This is a genomic window from Streptomyces chlorus (assembly GCF_042655885.1).
In the GTDB taxonomy this organism is placed as follows: Bacteria; Actinomycetota; Actinomycetes; order Streptomycetales; family Streptomycetaceae; genus Streptomyces; species Streptomyces chlorus.
On sequence record NZ_JBHSOA010000061.1, the window covers coordinates 255,775 to 277,689 of the forward strand.

Annotated in this window: 16 protein-coding genes; 9 read left to right on the forward strand and 7 right to left on the reverse strand. The window is 72.5% G+C overall.

The annotated features are described in order from the left end of the window. The first annotated feature begins 334 nt into the window (after positions 1 to 334). From ACFPZI_RS26655 to ACFPZI_RS26665, 3 genes are all read left to right on the forward strand, one after another. Positions 335 to 2,080 carry a PHP domain-containing protein gene (locus ACFPZI_RS26655; RefSeq protein WP_381367838.1) on the forward strand — a complete coding sequence of 582 codons (1,746 nt, stop codon included), beginning with the start codon at positions 335 to 337 and terminating at the stop codon, positions 2,078 to 2,080. Further along, the gene (locus ACFPZI_RS26660; RefSeq protein WP_381367840.1) at positions 2,077 to 2,604 is read left to right on the forward strand and encodes a hypothetical protein; all 528 of its coding nucleotides are present in this window, start codon (positions 2,077 to 2,079) and stop codon (positions 2,602 to 2,604) included. Before ACFPZI_RS26655 ends, ACFPZI_RS26660 begins: the two co-directional genes overlap by 4 nt. A gap of 217 nt (positions 2,605 to 2,821) precedes the next feature. Further along, positions 2,822 to 3,091, forward strand: coding sequence for a hypothetical protein (locus ACFPZI_RS26665; RefSeq protein WP_381367843.1), 270 nt, complete (start codon positions 2,822 to 2,824; stop codon positions 3,089 to 3,091). Positions 3,092 to 3,419: 328 nt separating this feature from the next. Here the strand turns inward: ACFPZI_RS26665 and ACFPZI_RS26670 are convergent, their stop codons facing one another. From ACFPZI_RS26670 to ACFPZI_RS26695, 6 genes are all read right to left on the reverse strand, one after another. Continuing rightward, on the reverse strand, positions 3,420 to 6,353 hold the full coding sequence (locus tag ACFPZI_RS26670) for a glycoside hydrolase family 2 TIM barrel-domain containing protein (protein WP_381367846.1): 2,934 nt from the start codon (positions 6,351 to 6,353) through the stop codon (positions 3,420 to 3,422). Positions 6,354 to 6,365: 12 nt separating this feature from the next. Next, a complete protein-coding gene (locus ACFPZI_RS26675; protein ID WP_381367849.1) occupies positions 6,366 to 7,184 on the reverse strand; it encodes a carbohydrate ABC transporter permease in 819 nt (272 codons plus the stop codon). A 131-nt stretch (positions 7,185 to 7,315) separates the two neighbouring features. Then, positions 7,316 to 8,278 (reverse strand): carbohydrate ABC transporter permease, encoded by a 963-nt coding sequence (locus tag ACFPZI_RS26680; protein ID WP_381367852.1) that lies wholly within the window; start codon positions 8,276 to 8,278, stop codon positions 7,316 to 7,318. 22 nt (positions 8,279 to 8,300) lie between these two features. Continuing rightward, a complete protein-coding gene (locus tag ACFPZI_RS26685) occupies positions 8,301 to 9,566 on the reverse strand; it encodes an ABC transporter substrate-binding protein (RefSeq protein ID WP_381367854.1) in 1,266 nt (421 codons plus the stop codon). Between the two features lie 349 nt (positions 9,567 to 9,915). Beyond that, positions 9,916 to 11,193, reverse strand: a complete 1,278-nt coding sequence (locus ACFPZI_RS26690) for an ROK family transcriptional regulator (RefSeq protein WP_381367857.1) — start codon at positions 11,191 to 11,193, stop codon at positions 9,916 to 9,918. A gap of 130 nt (positions 11,194 to 11,323) precedes the next feature. Continuing rightward, entirely contained in the window at positions 11,324 to 12,580 is a 1,257-nt protein-coding gene (locus ACFPZI_RS26695) for an FAD-binding protein (protein WP_381367859.1), read from the reverse strand. A 283-nt stretch (positions 12,581 to 12,863) separates the two neighbouring features. On the opposite strand from ACFPZI_RS26695, the gene ACFPZI_RS26700 reads away from it, so the two are divergent. The 5 genes from ACFPZI_RS26700 to ACFPZI_RS26720 all read left to right on the forward strand — a co-directional run bounded on the left by ACFPZI_RS26700 (position 12,864) and on the right by ACFPZI_RS26720 (position 19,768). Next, positions 12,864 to 14,189, forward strand: a complete 1,326-nt coding sequence (locus tag ACFPZI_RS26700; RefSeq protein ID WP_381367862.1) for a radical SAM protein — start codon at positions 12,864 to 12,866, stop codon at positions 14,187 to 14,189. 291 nt (positions 14,190 to 14,480) lie between these two features. Then, positions 14,481 to 16,013, forward strand: coding sequence for a cellulose binding domain-containing protein (locus ACFPZI_RS26705; protein WP_381367865.1), 1,533 nt, complete (start codon positions 14,481 to 14,483; stop codon positions 16,011 to 16,013). A gap of 555 nt (positions 16,014 to 16,568) precedes the next feature. Then, entirely contained in the window at positions 16,569 to 17,681 is a 1,113-nt protein-coding gene (gene rsgA, locus ACFPZI_RS26710; RefSeq protein ID WP_381367867.1) for a ribosome small subunit-dependent GTPase A, read from the forward strand. Between the two features lie 72 nt (positions 17,682 to 17,753). Continuing rightward, positions 17,754 to 19,208, forward strand: a complete 1,455-nt coding sequence (locus ACFPZI_RS26715) for a bifunctional transcriptional activator/DNA repair enzyme AdaA (RefSeq protein WP_381367870.1) — start codon at positions 17,754 to 17,756, stop codon at positions 19,206 to 19,208. 32 nt (positions 19,209 to 19,240) lie between these two features. Then, positions 19,241 to 19,768: a methylated-DNA--[protein]-cysteine S-methyltransferase gene (locus ACFPZI_RS26720; RefSeq protein ID WP_381368092.1), complete on the forward strand. Its 528-nt coding sequence runs from the start codon at positions 19,241 to 19,243 to the stop codon at positions 19,766 to 19,768. A gap of 39 nt (positions 19,769 to 19,807) precedes the next feature. Here ACFPZI_RS26720 and ACFPZI_RS26725 read toward each other — a convergent pair whose 3' ends face one another. Further along, positions 19,808 to 20,290, reverse strand: coding sequence for a DUF456 domain-containing protein (locus ACFPZI_RS26725; RefSeq protein ID WP_381367872.1), 483 nt, complete (start codon positions 20,288 to 20,290; stop codon positions 19,808 to 19,810). Between the two features lie 187 nt (positions 20,291 to 20,477). Here ACFPZI_RS26725 and ACFPZI_RS26730 point away from each other — a divergent pair, with 187 nt between their 5' ends. Continuing rightward, a complete protein-coding gene (locus tag ACFPZI_RS26730) occupies positions 20,478 to 21,908 on the forward strand; it encodes a protein phosphatase 2C domain-containing protein (RefSeq protein ID WP_381367874.1) in 1,431 nt (476 codons plus the stop codon). The last annotated feature ends 7 nt before the right edge of the window (positions 21,909 to 21,915 follow it).

A 21,915-nucleotide genomic window follows, 5' to 3' on the forward strand; every position in this document is an offset into this window, starting at 1 on the left:
CCCGATGCGTGACGGCGGTGCGTGACGGCGGTGCGTGAGGGGGCGTGACGGGGGTGCTTGTCGCCTGTCTTGTGCCGGTGCGCGGCACCGCATCTCCGGCGCGGGGCACGGAAACTCCCGTGCGCCACACGGCATTTGTGGTGTGCGATCCGCGGTGTTCGGACCGCGGCCCGGTGCGACCGGACGGGCGGGTGCGGTGAGCCGCCGCACCAGGGGCATGTGCCGCTCACCCCCACGTCGTACGACGTTCACGCGGTACCCCGATCCTCCACACGCGGGGTGATCGCGCCGCGGAGACAGCCGCCCCCACCGGTGGCACCCAGGAGGCACTCATATGGGACACGGGCACACGCACGGCCACGGTCACGCGCACGGGCCGCACCATCACCACCACGGAGACGACCACCGGCACGAGGCGACGGCGCCGCTGCCCGCCGCCTTCGACACCTCCGTGCCCGACGAGGCCCTCTCCCCGGAGCAGAAGTCGCGCCGCACCCTCCTGCGCCGGGCCGGGCTGCTCGGCGCGGGCCTCGCGGCCGGCAGCGTGCTGTCCTCGAGCACCGCGGCCGCCGCACCCGCCCAGTCCGGCGGGAACAGCCGCGGCAGCGGCCGGGGCAAGGGCAAGGGCTTCCTGTGGCTGGCCGGTGACCACCACATCCACACCCAGTACAGCAGCGACGGCAAGTACCGCGTCGTCGACCAGGTCCGCCAGGGCGCCAAGCACGGCATGGACTGGCTGGTCATCACCGATCACGGCAGCGAAACGCACGCCAGGATCGGCGTGGAGAAGGTGAACCCGGACATCAAGGAGGCCCGCGCCGCCCACGAGGACACGCTGGTCTTCCAGGGCCTGGAATGGAACATCCCGGCCGCCGAGCACGGCACCGTCTTCGTCCACCCCGGACGCAACGAGGTCGCCGTCCTCAAGCAGTTCGAGAACGACTACGACGGCAGCGTGCAGGGCACCTCCGACTCCACCCCCGCCAACGAGGCGCTCGCCGTCGCGGGCCTGGAGTTCCTCGCCGAGCAGGTGAGACGGCGCACGATCGACGACGCCCTGATGCTCGCCAACCACCCGGCGCGGCGCGGTGTCGACTCCCCGCACGAGATCCGCGCCTGGCGCGACGCCACCCCGAAGAACCACCGGATCGCCGTCGGCTTCGAGGGCGCCCCCGGCCACCAGGCCGCCGGTCTGCCCAAGCCCCTCGGCATGGGCCGCGCCCGCGGCATCTACGACAACAACCCCGGCGCCAACTCCTTCGCCGGCTACCCGCTGGAGAGCTACCGCACCTGGGGCGGCTTCGACTGGATGACCGCCACCGTCGGCGGCCTGTGGGACAGCCTCCTCGCCGAGGGCCGCCCCTGGTGGATCACCGCCAACTCCGACTCCCACCAGGTCTACGCCGACACCGGCGCACGCGGCACCGGCGGCGACTTCGCCACCGACGGCCGCTACCCGGATCCCGTGTACAACGGGCAGATCGACGTCACCCAGGGCGACTACTGGCCCGGCCAGTACAGCCGCACCCACGTCGGCGCCGACGGCTTCTCCTACGCCGCCGTCATGGACGGCATCCGCGCCGGCCGCATCTGGGTCGACCACGGTCAGCTCGTCAGCGGCCTCGACGTCCGGGTCTCCGGCAGCGACCGCTGGGCCACCCTCGGCGGCGCGCTGCACGTCCGCAAGGGCACCAAGGTCACCCTGACCGCCGACGTGACGCTCGCGGGCGGCACCAACTGGGCGGGCTTCATACCGAAGCTGGCCCGCGTGGACGTCATCCAGGGCGACGTCACCGGCCCCGTCGCCGACAAGGACACCTTCACCGCGCCCACCGCGAAGGTCACCCGCTCGTACGACATCGACAGGACGGCCGGTACGGTCCGCGTCACGTACGACCTCGGCCGCGTCGACCGCCCGCTGTACGTCCGGCTGCGCGGCTCCGACGGCAACCGGTCCGCCGTCGGCGCGATGGGCGCCAAGGTCGACCCGGCGGGCCCCGCCATCGACGTCGTCGGCGACGCCGACCCCTGGCGCGACCTGTGGTTCTACTCCAACCCGGTATGGGTCCTGCCCGCGTGACACCCCACGCCCACGCCCACGCCCTCACCGTCGACGCGGGCATCCGGGACCTGCGGAGCGCCGACCGTCTCCTCCAACAGCTGGCAGCTGAACTGGAGTTGCCGGAGGGGGTGTTCGGCTGTACGCACCTGGTGCGCGGAGACCGCCCGCGTGTCGCCGTCTCCCTGTCCCTGCCGTCGGAGCCGTACCTGCGCACCGCGTGGGAGCGGCTCGCGGCGGGCGGGCACGTAGAACTGTCGGCCGGCCTGCCCGACGCGTTCGGCCGGGCTGTGGTCTACCCGGGGGCGTCGGTGCTCACCGGCACGATGGCGGTCGCGGAACTGGTCGCGGGGTCCGCGATCGACCACGTGACCGTCCTCGGCGCACCGGGCGTGCCCGACCCCGGAACCCGGATGGTGACACGGGACCACGTCCGCCCGCAGTGGCAGCAGGGCGAGCTCGTCCTCGCCGCCACGCCGGCGAGGGGCGGCACCCTCGTCCCCTTCGAGTCCCCGGATCCCACGCCCTGTTGCGCGGACCACTGACCGACGCACCCCCCGGCCCGAAGGCCCGCACACCCCCGCCCCCGTGGCGGCCCCGCACCGCCGGGCCGGCACGGGGGCGTGCGGGCCGGTACGCGGGCAGGACACGCCGTGCGGCGGCCCGCCCGCCCCCTCCTGCACAGGACACTCCCTGAAGGCGATCAGCTCGACCGGCATCGGATCTTTGCGGCAGGGCATCCACGGGGGAGAGGCAGCGGGCATGCGCATCCGTATCCGGAGCGACGGCGACAAGCGGACTCCGACGGACCTTCAGGCATGGCTCGGGCAGGCCCCGAAGGCCCGCCGCATCCCCGTCACGCCGGTGAGCGAGCCGGGCCCCACGACGGGTGCGCTCGACGCCACCGCCCTCGCCGTTTGGTGGCTCGGCTTCCACGGCGCCGACGGCAGGGCGGGACGGGCCCTGGCCGCCCACGTCTCGTTCCCCGGCCGCACGGCGGACAACGCGCGGCGGCGGTCGCCCGGTCGCTGACCTGGCTGGAACACCATGCGTCCGAGTGGCGGGCCCGCTTCGTACTCGAAGCCCTCCTGCGGCTGCCGGACCTCACCCCGGCGGCGGCCGGGCGGGCTGCCGCCTGGACCCTGGCCTGGCTGGACGATCATGTCGGCACGGGCGGGGACAGCGACGAGGACACCGCTGGGGAGGGTGCCGGCGCTGCCGGCTCCGGGGGCGGCAGCAGTTTCGCGGAGACGGGCATGGACCCCCTGCTGGAAGCGCTGTTCGCCCGGCCGGACCTCGGGACGGACGACAACCGCCGGGCGCAGGCGTTCCCGCGCCCGGCGTGAGTCGCTCGCCTGCCTCAGCCGGAACTTTGCCGCGCGGAGAAGACGAACGAGAACTCCGCGGGCTCGGCCCTCAGCGCGTACTGCGGGAGCGGGCCCGGACCGCAGGACTGCGAGCCGATGCCGTGCTGGGCGTGGTCGAGGTTCACCCACACCGTGTCACCGGGGACCAGGTCGGTGAGGTGCCGGGCCGCGTCGAGCTGCTCGCTCGTCCAGGGGCGGGCGGTGAACCAGAACTCGGGGTCGCCCTCGATCCGGAGCCCGCCGAGCTCCACCCGGCGTACGTCGGCCCGCGCCCCGTTCTCCTGCGGGCGGACATAGGGCGTCTGCAGGTCCGACAGGCCGGCCTCCCACCGGCCCAGCCGCGACGCCGCCGAGGTGTCCGGATACGCCTCGCCGGGACCGCCGCCGAACCAGCGGGCGCTCTCGGTGACCGAGGCCTCCAGCCCGAAGCGGATCCCGAGCCGGGGCAGCGGCACCGTCCAGTCGCCCTCCGGTACGACCGACACGGCCAGCCGTACGAGGGTGCCGTCGGAGGTCCAGCGGTACGCCACCCGCAGCCCCGGCTCACGTCCGGCCGGGGCCACTCGTGTCCGCACGACCAGCGCCTCACCGTCACTTCCACCGTCGCCTCCACCGGCACTGCCACTGCCCGTCTCGACGGCGACCGTCCGGTGCCGCAGGCGGTGCAGTCCCCACTCCCGCCAGAGCAGCCCGTACCGGGTGTCCGGCTGCCAGGGCGCGCCGTCGTCGTTGTCGGTCGTCGCCCGCCACACGTCGAGGCGCAGCCCGTCCACCGCGACACCGGCGATCGTGTGCACCGCGCCGGTACGGGCGTCGAAGGAGGCGGGGCCCAGCGTGATCCGGTCGTCGTCGGCGACGGGCCGTACGCCGGACCCGGACCCCACGGCGGGCACGGCTGTCCGGTGGGCCACCGTCCCCTGCCCCCAGGCCACTTCGTGGCCCGCGTCCGCCCAGGGCGTGTCGTCGGCGAGCAGGGCGCGTACCGTCCAATGGACCTCCGCGCCCCTGCCGTCCGGCGCCTCGGGCAGCTTGACCTCCGCCGACTCCCCGGGGGCGAGCGGTGGCACGGAGAGCCGGTGGGTGTCGGCCGGCTGCCCGTCCACCTGGTGGGAGCACGTGAACTCCAGGGCGGACAGGTCGGCGACGTCGTACCGGCTGGTCACCCGCACGGTGCCGGCCACGTCACCGGCCTCGATCCGGACCGGCTCGATCACCTTCTTGTACTCGATCAGCCCCGGCGACGGCGTACGGTCCGGGAACAGCAGCCCGTCGCACACGAAGTTGCCGTCGTGCAGCTCCTCGCCGAAGTCGCCGCCGTAGGCGTAGCCGAGCTCGGGGTGCCGGACGCCGTGGTCGATCCACTCCCAGACGAAGCCGCCCTGAAGCCGGTCGTACCGCTCGAACAGGGCCTGGTAGTCGGCGAGTCCGCCGGGGCCGTTGCCCATGGCGTGCGCGTACTCGCAGAGGATGAGCGGGAGCCGGCGCCTTCGCCGGGAGCCGCCGTCGAGCCCGCGGGCGGCACGCTCCACATCGGTGTGCGGCAGATACATCCGTGAATAGACGTCCGTGTCACGGCAGTCGAAGTCGCCTTCGTAGTGCACCGGACGGGCCGGGTCCCGGGAGCGGATCCAGTCGGCCATCGCGGTCAGACCGCGGCCGGTGCCCGCCTCGTTGCCGAGCGACCACATCACGACCGACGGGTGGTTCTTGTCCCGCTCGACCATGCGCGCGGCACGGTCGAGCAGGGCGGGGGTCCAGCGGTCGTCGTCGGTGGGGTTGTCGCGCCAGTCCTGCTCGACGAAGCCGTGGGTCTCCAGGTCGCACTCGTCGACGACCCACAGCCCGTACTCGTCGCAGAGGTCGAGGAAGGCGGGATGCGGCGGGTAGTGGGAGGTGCGGACGGCGTTGATGTTGTGCCGCTTCATCAGCAGCACGTCCTCGCGCATGGTGTCCGCGTCGAGCGCGCGGCCCCGCTCGGGATGCCACTCGTGCCGGTTGACTCCCTTGAAGAGGACCGCCTTCCCGTTGGCCTTGATCAGGCCGTCCTCCAGGGCGACGGTGCGGAACCCGACCCGCAGCGGGACGCGTTCACCGGCCGTGGCGAGCACCCCGCTGTAGAGGCGGGGCCTCTCCGCCGACCAGGGATCGACCGGCAGCGTCACCGGCTCCCCGGTCGCGACATCGATGCCCAACTCCGGTACGGTCACCCGCCCGTCGGTGTCGGAGTCGACGCGCAGGGTGCCCTCCCCGGTGACATGGTCGTAGGAGGCGTGCACGAAGAAGTCGCCGGCGCAGCCCGCCGGCCGGTGCAGCAGCGTCACGTCACGGAAGATGCCGGGCAGCCACCACTGGTCCTGGTCCTCCAGATACGAACCGGCCGACCACTGGTGCACGCGGACCGCGAGAACGTTCCCGGCGGGTTTCAGCAACGCCCCGACCGCGAACTCGTGCGGCAGCCGCGACCCCTTGAACTCCCCGATGTCCGTGCCGTTCAGCCACACCCGGGCACAGGACTCGACCCCGTCGAAGCGCAGCACGGCGTCGTCGCCCTCGGCCGGGGCGGGCCAGTCCTGAGGCAGGTCGAAGACGCGCAAATGGTCGCCGGTCGGGTTCTCGGTGGGGACGTACGGCGGATCGACGGGGAACGGGTAGAGGTGGTTCGTGTAGGCGGGGGCCCCGAAGACGCCGTCGCCCTGGAGGACCCAGTGACCGGGGACGGTCACCTCCGCCCAGTCGCCGGCGTCATATCCGGGAGCGGTGAACGCGTCGTCCTCGGCGTCCGCGGTCGCCGACAGACGCAGCCGCCAACTGCCGTTCAACGAAAGGGACACCGCGTCCGAGGACGCGTACCGGGCGCGTGGGGGAAGGGTCCCGCGGCCGGGGGAGACGTCCTCGACGTAGTCGGTCGCCGTCGTGCGCAAAGACATCGGTCTCCTGACTCAGCCCTTGATGCCGGTCTGTGCGATGCCCTGGACGAGCCAGCGCTGGAGGAACAGGAAGACGCAGACCAGGGGCAGGATGGATATGGCCGTGGCCATGAAGATCAGATGGAAGTTGACGGTCTGGTTGGTCATGTAGGAGGAGAGGGCGACCTGGACGGTCCAGGCGCTCGGGTCCTGGCCGATGACAAGCGGCCACAGGAAGGAGTTCCAGCCGCTGATGAAGGTGATCGTCGCGATGGCGGCGAAGAAGTTCAGCGAGTTCGGGACGACGACACGCCAGTACGCGCCCCAGTGGCCGAGCCCGTCCACCCGCGCCGCCTCCTCCAGCTCTCTGGGGAAACCCAGGAAGTACTGCCGGAAAAGGAAGCAGGTGAAACCGCTGAAGAGGCCCGGGATGATCAGGCCCCGGTAGCTGTCCACCCAGCCGAGGGACGACACGAGCACGAAACTGGGCACGAAGGTGACCGCCGTCGGCACCATCAGGGTCCCCAGCACGGCGTAGAAGACCTTGTTGGCATGCCGGTACGGGATGCGGGCCAGCCCGTACCCGGCGAGCGAGCAGACCAGCAGGGTGCCGACGGTATGCAGGATCCCGACGACCGCCGAGTTCCAGAGCGACCGGGCGAAGTCGACCGTCGGGTCGTCGAACGGCTCGGTGATGTTGCCCCACTGGATGTCGGACGGGAAGAACCTCCACTCCTCACCGGTGATCTCGGGATCGGTGGACAGGGAGTTGCGGACGATCAGGTAGAAGGGGACGAGGAAGAGGAGCGCGGCGAGGCAGGTCGCGGTGTACAGGCCCGCGGACCCGAGCACGCTGCCGCGCCGGCGGCCACGCCTGCCCGACCGCCCGCTGTGAACGCCCCGACGCGGCCCGCTGCCCGCGGACCCTTCGGACCGGGACGACCTGCCCGTCCCGGGGCCGGCCGTCCTTGGCGCACTGGCGCTCACCTGGCGTCCTCCCCCCGGCCGAACCCCATGAACCGGCCCTGCAACAGCGTCACCAGGCAGATCAGCAGCGTGAGGATCAGCGCGCCCGCGCTGCCCGCGCCGTAGTCCTGGTTGTCGCCCAGGGCCTTGTAGTACAGCTCGACCAGCGGCGGGCGTCCCCACGTGGTCTTGTTCAGCAGGTTGAAGAACTCGTCGAAGGCCTGGTAGGCGGCCACGAGCAGCAGCAGGATCACGGCCGTCGAGGTCGCGCGCAACTGCGGCAGTGTGACGTACCGGAACGTCTGCCAGCTGGGCCCGGCCCCGTCGATGGCGGCCGCCTCGTACAACTCACGCGGGATGTTCTGCAGCGCGGCCAGGAACAGGATCATGTAGAAACCGGCCTGGAGCCACAGCCGTACGGTCACGATGACCAGCCAGTACCAGGGCGGATTCGGGTCGGCCAGCCACGCGGTGTTGTCCACGCCGAACATGCCGAGCACGGTGTTCGCCAGACCGAAGCGGACCCCGTTGAAAATGGACATCTTCCAGATGAGCGAGGCGGCGACATAACTCACCGCCGTCGGCAGGAAGAAGACCGAGCGGAAGAAGGCCCGCATGAACCGCAGCCGGTTCACCGCGAGCGCGAGCGCCAGCGACAGCGCCCAGGTGGTCGGGACGATGAGCGCCGCGAACACCGTGAAGGTACCGAGGGAGCCCATGAATTGGTCGTCCGTCAGCATGACCCGGTAGTTCTCGAAGCCGGTGAACACGCTGGGCGTGACGGTGAACCGGGCCTCGAAGAAGGACAGCCACGCGCTCCACAGGATCGGCACGTAGACGAAGATCAGCAGGCCGAGGAGGAAGGGCCCGGTGAACAGCCAGAAGTTGAAGGTGCTGCTGGTCCGCAGCGGCCGCCGCGGCCGGGGGGAGCCCTTGGCCGGGGCGGGTCGGGCGGCACCGCGCGCGGTGGTGGTCGACATCTCGTCGCTGCCCGTCCGCGGTCTATCCGAACAGTTTCTGCAGCTCGCGGTCGACCGTCGCGTCGGCCTTGTCGAGCGCGCTCTGAGGGTCACCGCCCTTGCGGACGCAGTCGGCGAGGACGTCCTCCAGGGCGGTGATCATGGCCTGGGTCCAGCCGATGTTGTCGAAGTGCCCGAACTCGTTGAACAGCCTGACGCCCTCGGCCGGCAGGCCCGACTTGAGCTTGTCGGCGGACCGGGCGATCGAGGTGCGCGGCGGGATGTGGAAGCCGTAGGAGAGCGACCAGTCCTCCTGGTATTCCTTCTGGTCGATCCACAGCCACTTCACGTACTCCTTGGCCGCCTCGACGTTCTTGCCCTTCGCGTTGACGAACATCGACCAGCCGCCGTTGGTGACCGCCTGCTTGCCCGCGCCGGTGACCTTCGGGAAGGGGAAGATCCCGAGATCGTCGCCGAGCGCCTGCTGCATCTGCGGCATCGCCCACATGCCGCACCACTGGATGGCGGTGAGCCCCTGGTTGAGCGCGGAGGGGTCCCAGAAGTCGGTCGGCGCGTCGAGCAGCAGATCACCGCTGGTGAAGAGCTTGCGCAGGGTACGGAAGCCCCCGACCACTCCGTCCGTGTGGTAAGCGATCTCGTTCTTCTCGTCGAGGGTGTCGGCGCCGGACGCCCAGATCATCGGGTTGACGATCGGGTGCAGGGTGTTGCCCAGGTAGATGCCCTTGACCTTGTCCGTGGTCAGCTCGGCAGCTGTCGCGAGGAGTTCGTCGAGCGTGGTGGGGACGCCGACACCCGCCTTCTCGAACATCGACTTGCGGTAGAAGAAGAACTGCGGGTCGTCGATCATCCGGACGCCGTAGATCTTCCCGTCGACCGTGTGCGACCGGATGTCCGCCGGGTTGAAGTCGTCCTTGACCGGCTCGACCAGGTCGCTCAGGTCCGCCACCTGGCCGCTCTTGACGAGCTGGATCTGCGGATGGAACTCGAAGACGTCCGGGGCCTTGTCGGTGAGCAGGGAGGCGAACAGTTTGCTCTCGAAGTTGGAGCCCGTGATCCACTGCGTGGCCACATCGGCCTCCTTGTAGGCCTTGGCGTAGCGCCTGACGGCCTGTTCGGTGCCGGCCTCGCCGTACGCGTGGAAGTACTGGACCAGGCGCTTGCCCGACCCCGACCCGCCGTCCCGGCCGGTGTTGCCGCCGCACGCGGCGAGCCCGCCGGCGGCAGCCAGACCCATGGCCGCCCGCAGTGCGGAACGGCGGTCCCAGTAATGAGTACTCCATGCCGACATGTCGATGTCCTTGTCTCGAGTACGGCTCGAAAGGCAGGCGGGGCGGGCGGAGCGGGTGACCGAGGAGGGTGCGGGAAAGTGCGGGCGGCGCCGGCGGTACGGGAGGCGCCGGCGGTACGGGCGGTGCGGGGCGGTGCACGCGGAGCAGCGGGATCTGCGGTGAACGGCTTCCGGCGAGGGTGCGGCGGAGGGCGCGGAAACGCCTGCGGTGCCGGACGTTAACCTTCGGCTAAGGCTTCGGCAAGGGGTTGGACAAAGCCCGTACGAAGCGTTGCGCGCCGTTCGGGATGACGAACAGGCCGACGGGGCAGGGGCGTTGAGGTTCGGGACGCGGGTGGTGCGAGGGACGCTACGGCCTGCCGCTGCCGCTGCCGCTGCCGCTGCCGGAGCCGGAGCCGCGGGTCCGCGCGGGTGTGGTGGCGCGTGTGCCCTTGCTCTTGCGCGCCGCCTGCAACGCGCCCTCCAACGCGAACGTCGCCGCGCCCAGGCAGACCGGATCGGTGGGAATCGGGGAGAGCACGATCCGGGTGGCGGCCAGCGGGCGGCGCAGCGTGTGCCGGGTGACGGCCTCGCGCACCGCGTCGAGCAGGGGCTCGCCGAACGCGGCCGCGACCCAGCTGCTGAGCACGACCACCTCCGGGTTGAACAGATTGATCAGGTCGGCGATCCCGGCACCGACGTAACGGGCGGTGCTCTCAAGGACCTCGACCGCCACCGGGTCGCCCGAGGCCACCCCTCGTGCCAGGGCGTCGACCGTGGCCGTCTGGTCGTCGGGGCGCAGCAGCGGGCTGTGCGGGCTCACCTCCCGCAGGTTCAGCATGATCCCCGGCGCACCGGTGTACGTCTCGACGCAGCCGCGATTGCCGCAGTGGCACGGGCGCCCGTCCAGCACGAGCGTGGTGTGCCCCCACTCGCCGGCGCTGTTGCTGACCCCCCGGTGCACCCCGCCGCCCAGGACCAGCCCGGCGCCCACCCCGGTCCCGAGGTTGACCACCACCGCGTCACCGCGCCCGCGCGCCGCCCCGAACCACAGCTCGGCCACCGCGCAGGCGCGCAACGGGTTGTCCAGGTACAGCGGGTGGGAGATCCGCTCGGCGAGGAGGTCCTGCAGCGGCACGTCGTGCCAGTCCCAGTTCGGCGCGTACTCGCAGACGCCCGTGGCGCGGTCCACCTGGCCCGGCACACTCACCCCGGCCCCGAGCACCCGGGCGGACTCGATGCCGGCCCGCTCCACCACCGAGCCGACCGCCGAGGCCACATGGTTCACGACCTGCTCGGGCCGGTTCTCGCCGGGGCGCATCTTCTCGTCGGCGCGGGCCAGCACGTTCAGCGCCAGGTCGAACAGCTCGACCCGGACGTACGTCTCGGCGAGGTCGACGCCGATCAGGGCGCCACCCGCCGCGTCGACGGCCACCAGACCGCGCGGCCGGCCGCCGGCCGAGTCCTCGAAGCCGACCTCGGTGATCATGCCGAGGTCGAGCAGCTCGCCGACGAGGGTGGCGACCGTCGCGAGACTGAGCTCGGTGGCGGCCGCCAGCTCCTGCCGTGAGGCGGGGGACTCGGCGATGATCTGGCGCAGCACCTCGTAGCGGTTGGCGGTACGGATGTCCCGTGAGGTGCGCTTCACCGGAGGTGCCCCCATCCCTGCTGTGCCGGGCGGTGTCGGCACCGGCGCGCGGCAAGGCTATGGCCGGTGCCGACGTTCGACAAGGGGTTTGGAAAGGGGCTGTACGAAGGGGGCGGGGCCGGTCGGACGGTCAGTCGCCCAGGACGTCCCGCACGAACGCGTTGCTGAACTTGCCCTCCGGATCCAGCGACCGGGCCAGGGCCCGGAAGTCGCCCAGCCGCGGGTAGCGGGCACGGAGCCCGGCCGCCGGGGTGGTGAACACCTTCCCCCAGTGCGGCCGCGCGTCGAAGGGTGCCAGCGCCTCCTCCAGCCGCCGGACCACGGGCAGCACCGCGGGCGTGTCCGCCACCCAGGTGAAGTGGGCGGCCACGGTGTCCCGGTCGTAGGAAGGGCTGAGCCACTGGCCGTCGGCGGCCACGGTCCGCACCTCGCAGGTCTGCAGCACGGGGGCGACCGTCTCCCGGATGCCGTCGATCGCGTGCAGCATGTCGACGGCGAATCGGCGCGGCAGCAGATACTCCGACTGCAGCTCCGCCCCGCTGCTCGGGGTGAACTCCGCGCGGAAGTGCGGCAGCCGCTCGTGCCAGGGTCCCGGCACGCCGAACTGCTCCGTGCAGTTGATCGCCGGCATGCCCGGGACGGGGTGCAGCTTCTCGGTCGCGGGCGCCGCCCAGGGGAAGTCCGGCAGCGGCTGGTCCGTACGCCGCTTCACCCACACCTGCCGGAAGCCCGGCGCCGCCCAGTCGGTGAACAGGCTCACGCTGTACGCGGCCGACATCACCGTCTCGAAGGCGGCGAGGTCCAACCCGTCAAGCGGCAGTTCGGTGAAGAGGTGCTGCTCGACGTCGAACGCCGGCTCCAGATCCAGGGTGAGTGCCGTGACGACACCGAGCGCCCCGAGCGAGGTGACCGCACCGCCGAACCGGGCCTCGTCCTCACGGCCGATCCGTAGCGCCGAACCGTCCGCCGTGATCAGCTCCACCTCGCGTACCACCGAGGAGAGCGGGCCGTTGCCGACCCCGGAGCCATGCGTGCCGGTGGCGACCGAACCGGCCACCGAGATGTGCGGCAGCGACGCCATGTTCGGCAGCGCGAGCCCTCGCTCGTGCACCCGGCGGGCCAGCTCCGCGTACCGCACGCCGCCGCCCACCCGTACCGTCCGGGCCGTCGTGTCCACTTCGACCCGGGCGGGCAGGCCGTCGAGCGAGAGCAGGACGCCGGCCTCGCCCGGCTCGGCGATCTCGTTGAAGGAGTGCCCGCTGCCCAGGGCCCGCACCCGGCTGCTCCCGGCGACCAGCGCGCGCAGCGTGTCCAGGGTGTGCGGGCGGTGCAGCTCCTTGGCGGCGTACGTGATGTTGCCCGCCCAGTTGGTCACGGTCCCGGTCATCCGTTGTCCTTCCCCGAGGTGCGGGACCGGAAAGGTCCCCGCCGGAATTTATCGCGGGGCCGGGGGTACGTGTCGCCCGGCCACCTCCCGCGAGGACCGGCCCGGGACCCGCACGACACCGAAGCCGGCAGACGCCCGCAAAACGTACTGTTTTCGCGGGTCCGGGGAAGTGCCCCAGGTCACGTCGGGGCCCCGGCACCACGGACCGGGGGGCGGGGGCATACCGTGAGGAGTCGTACGTCCGAGCCGGGAGTCGTACGTCCGAGCCGGAAGGAGACACGGGATGGGCAGCGGCAGCCGTACCGCGCTGGTCGAGGATCTGATGGAGCGGTTCCCGCATGTGCCGCGCGAGGCCGTTTTCAAGGAGGACCTGCTCCGGGGCGGGGTCGCCTTCGATCCGTCCGCCCTCAGCGACAACGAGAGCGGTGACGTCAAACCGAAGTCGTACTTCATCTTCTCCTTCGACCACGGCACCCTGCCCGAGCTGGGTGAGGCCGCGCTCCGGCGTCCGCCCGAGGAGATCATCCTCACCGGCGGCCCCTACGACCTGCGCCGCACCGTCGTCTCCGTCCGGGTGAACCCCTCCTCCCCGTACCGGGTCGCCGCGAACGAGGACGGCGTGCTCGGGCTCTACCTCGACGGGAAGCGCATCTCGGACGTCGGCGTGCCGCCGATGCCCGAGTACTACCGGCACACCCTCGCCAGCGGGAAGTCGGTCATGGAGGTGGCCCCGACCATCCAGTGGGGTTACCTGATCTACCTGACCGTCTTCCGGGTCTGCCAGTACTTCGGCGCCAAGGAGGAGTGCCAGTACTGCGACATCAACCACAACTGGCGCCAGCACAAGGCGGCCGGCCGCCCCTACACCGGGGTCAAGGACGTCGAGGAGGTCCTCGAGGCGCTGGAGATCATCGACCGGTACGACACGGCGAAGGTGTCCACCGCCTACACGCTGACCGGCGGCGCGATCACCAAGACGCTCGCCGGTCGTGACGAGGCCGACTTCTACGGGCACTACGCCAAGGCCATCGAGGAGCGCTTCCCCGGCCGCTGGATCGGCAAGGTCGTCGCCCAGGCGCTGCCCAGGGACGATGTGCAGCGCTTCAAGGACTACGGCGTGCAGATCTACCACCCCAACTACGAGGTGTGGGACCGCCGCCTGTTCGAGCTGTACTGCCCCGGCAAGGAGCGCTACGTCGGCCGCGACGAGTGGCACAAGCGCATCCTGGACTCCGCGGACATCTTCGGCGCGCGCAATGTGATCCCCAACTTCGTGGCGGGCGTGGAGATGGCCGAGCCGTTCGGCTTCACCACCGTCGACGAGGCCATCGCCTCGACCACCGAGGGCCTGCGTTTCTTCATGTCGCACGGCATCACGCCCCGCTTCACCACCTGGTGCCCCGAGCCGACGACCCCGCTCGGCAAGGCCAACCCGCAGGGCGCGCCGCTGGAGTACCACATCCGGCTGCTCGAGGCGTACCGCGCGACGATGGACGACTTCGGCCTGTCCTCACCCCCCGGCTACGGTGAGCCCGGACCGGGTCGCGCGGTGTTCTCCGTCAGCTCCTTCATGGACAGCCTCCCGGCGCAGGAGCCCGTCGAGGCGTGAGACCTGAGCGGGCCGCCGAGAGGGTTGCGAGGGCCTGAGACGGCTCAAGAGGAAGAAGCGGAGAAGCAGAGGGAAACAAGGAAGGCCGGAACCGGGACGTTCCGGCCTTCCTTGCGGATTCTCCGGCGAGGGGCGTACGCGAGGGGCGTACGCGAGCGCCGTGCCGCCCAAAGCGGAGACAGCGCTTGTCAGTTGTGTCGAGACCGTGAAAAGCTCGTCCATCGCCCCGAGGGTTCCCCAACTGCGCCGCGAATGTGGCGAGTTGACCTCGTTCGTGGATGCAGGAGACTCATGCCCGACCTGCCGGCCCCCCAGGACGCCACCGAGACGGCACTGTTCTCGGAGTGCTGGGACGCGGTGCTCTCGTACGCCGATCTCTGCACGGCCGGCTCCACCGCCGCCGCGCAACTCGCGCGGGAAGCGTTCGCACAAGGCATACGGGAGGTGCGCGAGGCGGAGGCGAGCACCGTGCGCGGCACCGGCCGCCGATCGTCCCGGCTGCCCCGAATACCCCTGCTGCTGGCTGCCGTTCGCGCCACCGCGGCGGACTGGGAGGACACCGGCCAGGGACACCGGCTCGATCCCGACCTGCGGCTGTGGCTCCACTCCGACAAGGCCGCCCGTTACACCGGCCCGCCGCTGAGCCGCCCGGTCGCCCTGCGCGGGCTGCGCGATCTGCAGCAGGCCGACGCCGAACTGCTCTGGCTGGCCGAGGCGGAGTCCCTGCCACTGTCCCTGGTGGCCCGCCGGCTCGGCCTCGACCCCGCCACCGTAGCCGACGAACTCGCCCAGGTCCGCCGCCTGTTCCGGGACCGCTGCCACCGCAACCACCTCGACTCCCCGATGGACGCGGAGTGCCGCAGCTACGCCCGGCTGCTGGACGCCGTCACCCGCTCGCCCGCCATCGACACCCCCGACGACCTGTCCCGGCACCTCGCCACCTGCGTGCAGTGCGCGGAGGCGGCGGCCTGCCTCCGGCTGCACGGCGGCGGACTGCCCGTCGCGCTCACCGGCGGGGTCATCGGCTGGGGCGGCCTCGCCTACCTGGAGCGCCGCCGCCGCGCGACCGAGGCGCGCCTCGGCCCCGGCCGCCCAGAGGGCCCCGACGCGGGCGGCGCCCCGGCCGGCGGATCGGACCGGGCGCGGGTCGCGCGCAACGGACTGATGGTCGCCGCCGTCCTGGTGTCGGGGCTCGCGCTCACGGTCTCCCTCCTGCAGTTCGGCGGCGCGGAGGCCGACAGCGCGACCCGCCCCGACGCCGACCGCCAGGCGGTGGCCGACCCGGACCTGTACCCGCCCGCGGGCCCCGGCGCCCCACCCGCCTCGGCCTCGGACACCGCTCCCCCCGACGCCGGGAAACCACCTGCCGACGGCGCTCCGGACGACCGCACCCCGGACCGATCGGCCCCCGGCAACGACGTTGACCGCGGTCCCGGCCCCGACCCCCAGGGCAGCACCTCCGCCACGGCCTCCCCTCCCCGGACCACCGCGCCCGGCAAGCCGGAGCCGGCCGTCTGCCATGCCACGTACGACCTGGGCAACCAGTGGCCCGACGGCTTCCAGGCCACCGTGACCGTCACCACGACAGCGCCCCTCGACTCCTGGCACGTCGCCTTCACCTTCCGGGACGGCCAGCGCGTGACCCAGATGTGGGACGCCGAAGCGAGCCAGAAGGACTCCCGCGTCACCGCCACCGCCGCCGACTACAACAGGACGGTCCCCGCCGGCGGAAAGCTCACCTTCGGCTTCCTCGCCTCCTGGACCGGAAAGAACTCCCCGCCCACCGACATCACCCTCAACGGCAGCTCCTGCACGACCGGGTGACGGGGCCCGGCGGCACTCGCCGGGCGGGGCCGGGCGTGCGGCGCGCCCTCACCATCGCCGATACGGCCGGCCCTCGGGCACCTGGGGCTCCCACCATGTCTGCCGACCTCCACAGCCCCCGTTCATCTGCGGAAGGTCGGCCGGTGGATGTGGAGTGTGTGCCGCTGCTACGTGGGGTGGCGCATGCCGCCGCGCATCAGCTCGGGGCGGTTCAGGTCTCATCGCGAGAATCCTGTGCCGCGGGTGGCAGGGGCGGCGTGGGTCCGGTGAGGCGCGTACCCGCACCGGGTGGTGGGTCGAGGACGGGTGCTGGAAAAGGGTTGGCCGTCCGGGTGATCGGGCCTCTAGGCTGTGGCGCGGAAGTGAGCAGGGCCGTTGGCCGCTGCTGTTGTTGGTGTGTGGTGAAAGGGAGGTGTGACCGATGACTGTCTCCGTGATGGGTGCTGCCCGCATCCGGACGTTCGTTCATCCCACCTCCGTGGCCCTCGGCTGACACTTTTTCTCCTGCCGCGCCTGTAACGCGCGGTGCCGGGGCCGCCCTTCGAAGGGTTTCCCTTGAGTTTCTCCTCTTCTCTGTCGGCTTCCTCGCATCCTCTCGCTCCCCTCGGCTGGGACGAGGAGTGGGAGGCCGTGTTCTCCTCGTACGGCGCGCAAGGGCTGCTGCCCGGCCGCGTGGTGCGCGTCGACCGCGGTCAGTGCGATGTCGTCACCGCGGGCGGGACCGTGCGGGCCGACACCGCGTTCGTCACCCCGCACGACCCCCTGCGGGTCGTGTGCACCGGGGACTGGGTCGCCGTCGACCCGGCCGGGAGTACGCCGAGGTATGTGCGGGCGTACCTTCCGCGGCGTACCGCCTTCGTGCGTTCCACCTCCTCCAAGCGGTCCGAGGGGCAGATCCTCGCCGCCAACGTCGACCACGCTGTCATCGCCGTCTCACTCGCCGGCGAACTGGACCTGGCCCGGATCGAGCGGTTCCTCGCGCTCGCCTGGGAGTCCGGGGCGCAGCCGGTGGTCGTGCTCACCAAGGCCGACCTCGTGCCGGACCCGGTGACGCTGGGGCACCTGGTCCAGGACGTGGAGACCAGCGCGCCCGGCGTGCCGGTGCTCGCCGTCAGCGCGCAGGAGGGGTCCGGGCTCGATGTCCTCACCGCGGTCGCCGCCGGTGGCACGTCCGTACTGATCGGCCAGTCCGGCGCCGGCAAGTCCACCCTCGCCAACGCGCTCCTCGGCGAGGACGTGATGGACGTACGGGTCACCCGCGACATCGACGGCAAGGGCCGCCACACCACCACCACCCGCAACCTGCTCGCCCTGCCCGGCGGGGGAGTCCTCATCGACACCCCGGGCCTGCGGGGCGTCGGCCTCTGGGACGCGGGCAGCGGTGTCGGCCAGGTGTTCTCCGAGATCGAGGAGTTCGCCGAGGGCTGCCGCTTCCACGACTGCGCCCACGAGAGCGAGCCGGGCTGCGCGGTCCTCGAGGCCATCGAGACCGGCGCCCTTCCGGAACGCCGGCTGGAGAGCTACCGCAAGCTGCTCCGGGAGAACCGGCGCATCGTCGCCAAGACCGACGCACGCCTCCGCGCGGAGATCCGCAAGGACTGGAAGCGCAAGGGGGCGGTGGGCAGGGCCGCCATGGAGGCGAAGAGGGGCGGTGGCAGGCAGTTCTAGCGTCCGCCCCGGCAGGTTCCGGCTCCGGCGGCGCACGTCCGTCCGTGGCCTGTCCGCCGGCCGCTCGCCTTCATGTCCGTTTTCCGCCAGCCGGGGCCCTCCGGCCGGCGGAGACTGGACGGTGTGACGGACGAGGACAGCAGGTACGAGGCGGTGCGCAGCCGGGACGGACGGTTCGACGGGGCGTTCTTCTTCGCCGTCGGGACGACCGGGATCTACTGCCGTCCCAGCTGCCCCGCGGTCACGCCCAAGCGGCGCAACGTGCGGTTCTTCCCGACCGCCGCCGCCGCGCAGGGCGCAGGGTTCCGGGCCTGTCGGCGGTGCCGCCCGGACGCCGTCCCCGGCTCCGCCGAGTGGAACGTCCGCGCCGACGTCGTGGGCCGGGCCATGCGGCTGATCGCCGACGGCGTCGTCGACCGCGAAGGCGTCGCCGGACTGGCCGCACGGCTCGGCTACAGCGCCCGCCAGGTGCAGCGCCAGCTCACCGGCGAACTCGGCGCCGGGCCCGTCGCGCTCGCACGGGCGCAGCGCGCACACACCGCGCGCGTACTCCTGCAGACCACCGGGTTCCCGGTCACCGAGATCGCCTTCGCCGCCGGGTTCGCCAGCGTGCGGCAGTTCAACGACACCGTCCGCGCCGTGTACGCCGCCACTCCCAGTGAGCTGCGGGCCGCCGCGCCCCGCGGCGGCCGGGCCGACCGCCGCACCGCCACCCCCACCGCAGGCATCCCCCTGCGCCTCGCCCACCGCGGCCCGTACCAGCCCGGCCCCGTCTTCGACCTGCTGGAACGCGAGGCCGTCGAGGGCGTCGAGGACGTCACCGGCACCCCGGGCACCCGCACCTACCGGCGCACCCTGAGGCTCCCGTACGGCACCGGCATCACCGCCGTCGACGAACACCCCGGCACCGCGCGCACCGGCTCCGGCGCCCACCCCGGCGGCTGGCTCGACGCCCGGATCCACCTCACCGACCTCCGCGACCTGACCACCGCCGTACAGCGGCTGCGCCGCCTCCTCGACCTGGACGCGGACCCCTACGCCGTCGACGAACGGCTCGGCGCCGACACGCGGCTCGCCCCGCTGGTCGCCGCCCGGCCGGGGCTGCGCTCGCCGGGCACCGCCGACCCCGACGAACTCGCGGTACGGGCCCTGGTGGGCCGCGACGAGGCCGCACGGCTGGTCCAGCGGTGCGGCAAGTCGCTCGACGCCCCCTGCGGCACCCTCACCCACCTCTTCCCCGAACCGGCCGCCCTCGCCGGCACCGAACCCCAAGGCGCCCTGGGCGCACTCACCGCCGCCCTCGCCGACGGCGCCGTACGGCTCGACCCCGGCGCCGACCGGGACGCGGCCGCGGACGCCCTGCGCGGCATTCCGGGTCTGGACGCCCGTACCATCGCCGGGATCCGCACCCGTGCCCTCGGCGATCCGGACGTGGCCCCGCCCGGCCCCGACCTGCCCGACAGCTGGCGCCCCTGGCGCTCATACGCCCTGAACCACCTGCGCGCGGCAGGGGAGTTGGAGTACTGATGAACACCACGACACACACCACGACGAGCACGATGACGACGACGAGCACGATGACCGGCGGCGCGGCTGCCGTGGACACCTACTGGACCAGTGTCGACAGCCCCCTCGGGGCGCTGCTGCTCACCGCCGGCCCGGACGGGGCGCTGACCTCGCTCTCCGTGCCCGGTCAGAAGGGCGGGCGCAGCGTGCGGGAGGCCTGGCGGCAGGACCCGGGGCCGTTCCGCGCGGCCGAGGAGCAGCTCGCCGCGTACTTCGCCGGTGAGCTCAAGGACTTCCGGCTGCCGCTGCTCACCGCCGGCACTCCCTTCCGGGAGAAGGTCTGGGCCGCGCTCGACGACGTCCCCTACGGGGCGACCGTGTCCTACGGCGAGATCGCCGCGCGGGTCGGCGCCTCCAGGGCCGCCGTACGGGCTGTCGGCGGGGCGATCGGCGCGAACCCGCTGCTGATCGTGCGCCCCTGCCACCGGGTGATCGGCGCCGACGGGTCACTGACCGGATACGCGGGCGGTCTGGACCGCAAGGTCCACCTGCTCACCCACGAAGGAGCGCTCCGGTCGTAGGCGCGGACCAGTGGATCGGCCGACCAGTCGGCCGGCGGGTCATCCCCGGATGACCGCGCCGAGCCATGCCGCCGTGATCAGCAGGCAGGTGAACAGTTCGGTCAGTACGCTCCAGCCGCCCGAGCGCATCGTCGTACGCGTCGCCGCCACGGCTTCGCCGTGGCGGCCCAGGCGGATCCGCTCGCAGGCGTAGACCCCGGCCACGAAACCCGGGACCGCGCCCAGCACGGGCACCAGCACGAAGCCCAGGAACGACCCCGCGCCCGCGTACGCCAGCACCCGGCCGTCGATGCCGCCGGCCCGCAGCCGGCGGGGTGGCAGGGTCCAGCGGACCACCTGGGAGAGGAACAGGACGGCCGTCGCCCCGACGAGCACCCCCCACGCCACGGGCCGCGGGTCCTTCAGCGCCCACCACATGATCGCGGCCCACACCAGCCACGACCCCGGCACCCCGGGCAGCAGTACTCCGCACAGACCGAACAGGATCACCAGTCCGGTCAGCAGGAGGTCCCACGCTCCCATCTGTCCAGGGTGCCGGAGGACGGCCGGAGACGCAGATCAGGTGCGGAGGACTCGCACCGCCCCCTCGCATCGAACGGATGTGCCTCCGTGTGTTCCAGTGGCGGGTGTGCCGTGTGCCGCGCGGTGCCGGGAACGGATTTCCCGATGCTCCGTTTTCATCGGGCCCGCGCGGTGGACAATCCAAGGTATGAGCGAGCAGGGAGGCAGGCCCACCGGTCACGAGGACGACTGGTGGGGGCAGTTGTACGACGGCGCCACCGATGACACGGGCTCCGCACCCGATTCCCTGGACGACCGCTTCGACTCGGCGGCCGGCACGGTGAACGAGGCGGTCGGCGGCCCAGCGGACGGCCCGGCGGACGTGGAGCCCTCCGCGGGGGGCTCCTCCGGCGCCCCGTTACCCGCTCCGAGGCCGGTGCCCGGTGAGGGGACGCCTTCCGTGCGGCCGCCCGGCACACAGCACTCCGGCACACAGCAGCCCGGTGGCCGGACGCCCCGCCTGCGGGAAGGGCCACCGCCGGCCTGGCCCCCGCTGGGCCGTACGACCTCGGCGACCGGCTTTCCCGCCCCACCCGACCACGCCCCCACGTTCACCGACGCTCCCGCCGACCCCCGCGCCCCGCGCCCCGTCCAGCCCGTGGAGCCGCCGCCCTCGCCGCGCGGCCATGTGGGCTCCCGGCCGCCCACCTACGACGCCGAGCCCACCACGCTGCCCGCCGCCGACCCCCACGAACTGGACGATCTGGTCCCGGACACCGTGCTCGACGGTGCCCGGTACGGAGCCTGCACCCTGCGGGCCGCCTCCGTACGTGGCGACTCCGCGCGGTACCGGGGCGAACTGCGGCGGGACGCCCTGCTGACCGCCCGGTTCGGCAGTGGGGACCGGGCCCTGGTGCTGGTGGCGGTCGCCACCGGCGTACGGGGCGCCGCCGGGGCACACCGCGCGGCCGCCGAGGCCTGTCGGTGGATCGGCAAGGCGGTGGGCCTCAGCCACGCCCGCCTCGCCGAGGACATCAGGGCCGGCCGGCGCGGCGACCTCAAGTCGGGGCTGCACCGCCTCACCGACCGCACCCTCGGCAGGCTCCGGGCGGGCGCCGCCGAGCAGGGCCTCGAACCCGAGGCGTACGCGGCCACCCTGCGCTGCCTGCTGCTGCCCGCGGACCCCGAATGCCGGACCCGCGTCTTCTTCGGCGTCGGCGACGGCGGACTGTTCCGGCTGCGGGACGGGGCATGGCAGGACATCGAACCGAAGGCCGCCGAGGCCAGGGGCGGGGCCGTCCTCGGCTTCGGCTCGCCGCCCTCCGAGACCCCCGAGGGCGACCGGCTCACCATGGACCTCGGCATACCGACACCCCCGAGCCCCTACGAGCCCGCCCCCGAACCTCCGCGGGAACCCTTCCGCTTCCGTACGTCCGTCGCCCGCCGGGGCGACACCCTCCTGCTGTGCAGTCCGGGCCTCGCCGACCCGCTGCGCGGCGAGGACGAACTCGGCGCCCACCTGGCCACGCGGTGGTCCCGTCCCGAACCGCCCGGCCTCGCCGCGTTCCTCGCCGACACCCAGGTACGGGTCAAGGGATACGCGGACGACCGCACGGCCGCCGCCGTCTGGGAGGCGTGAGCGCGCC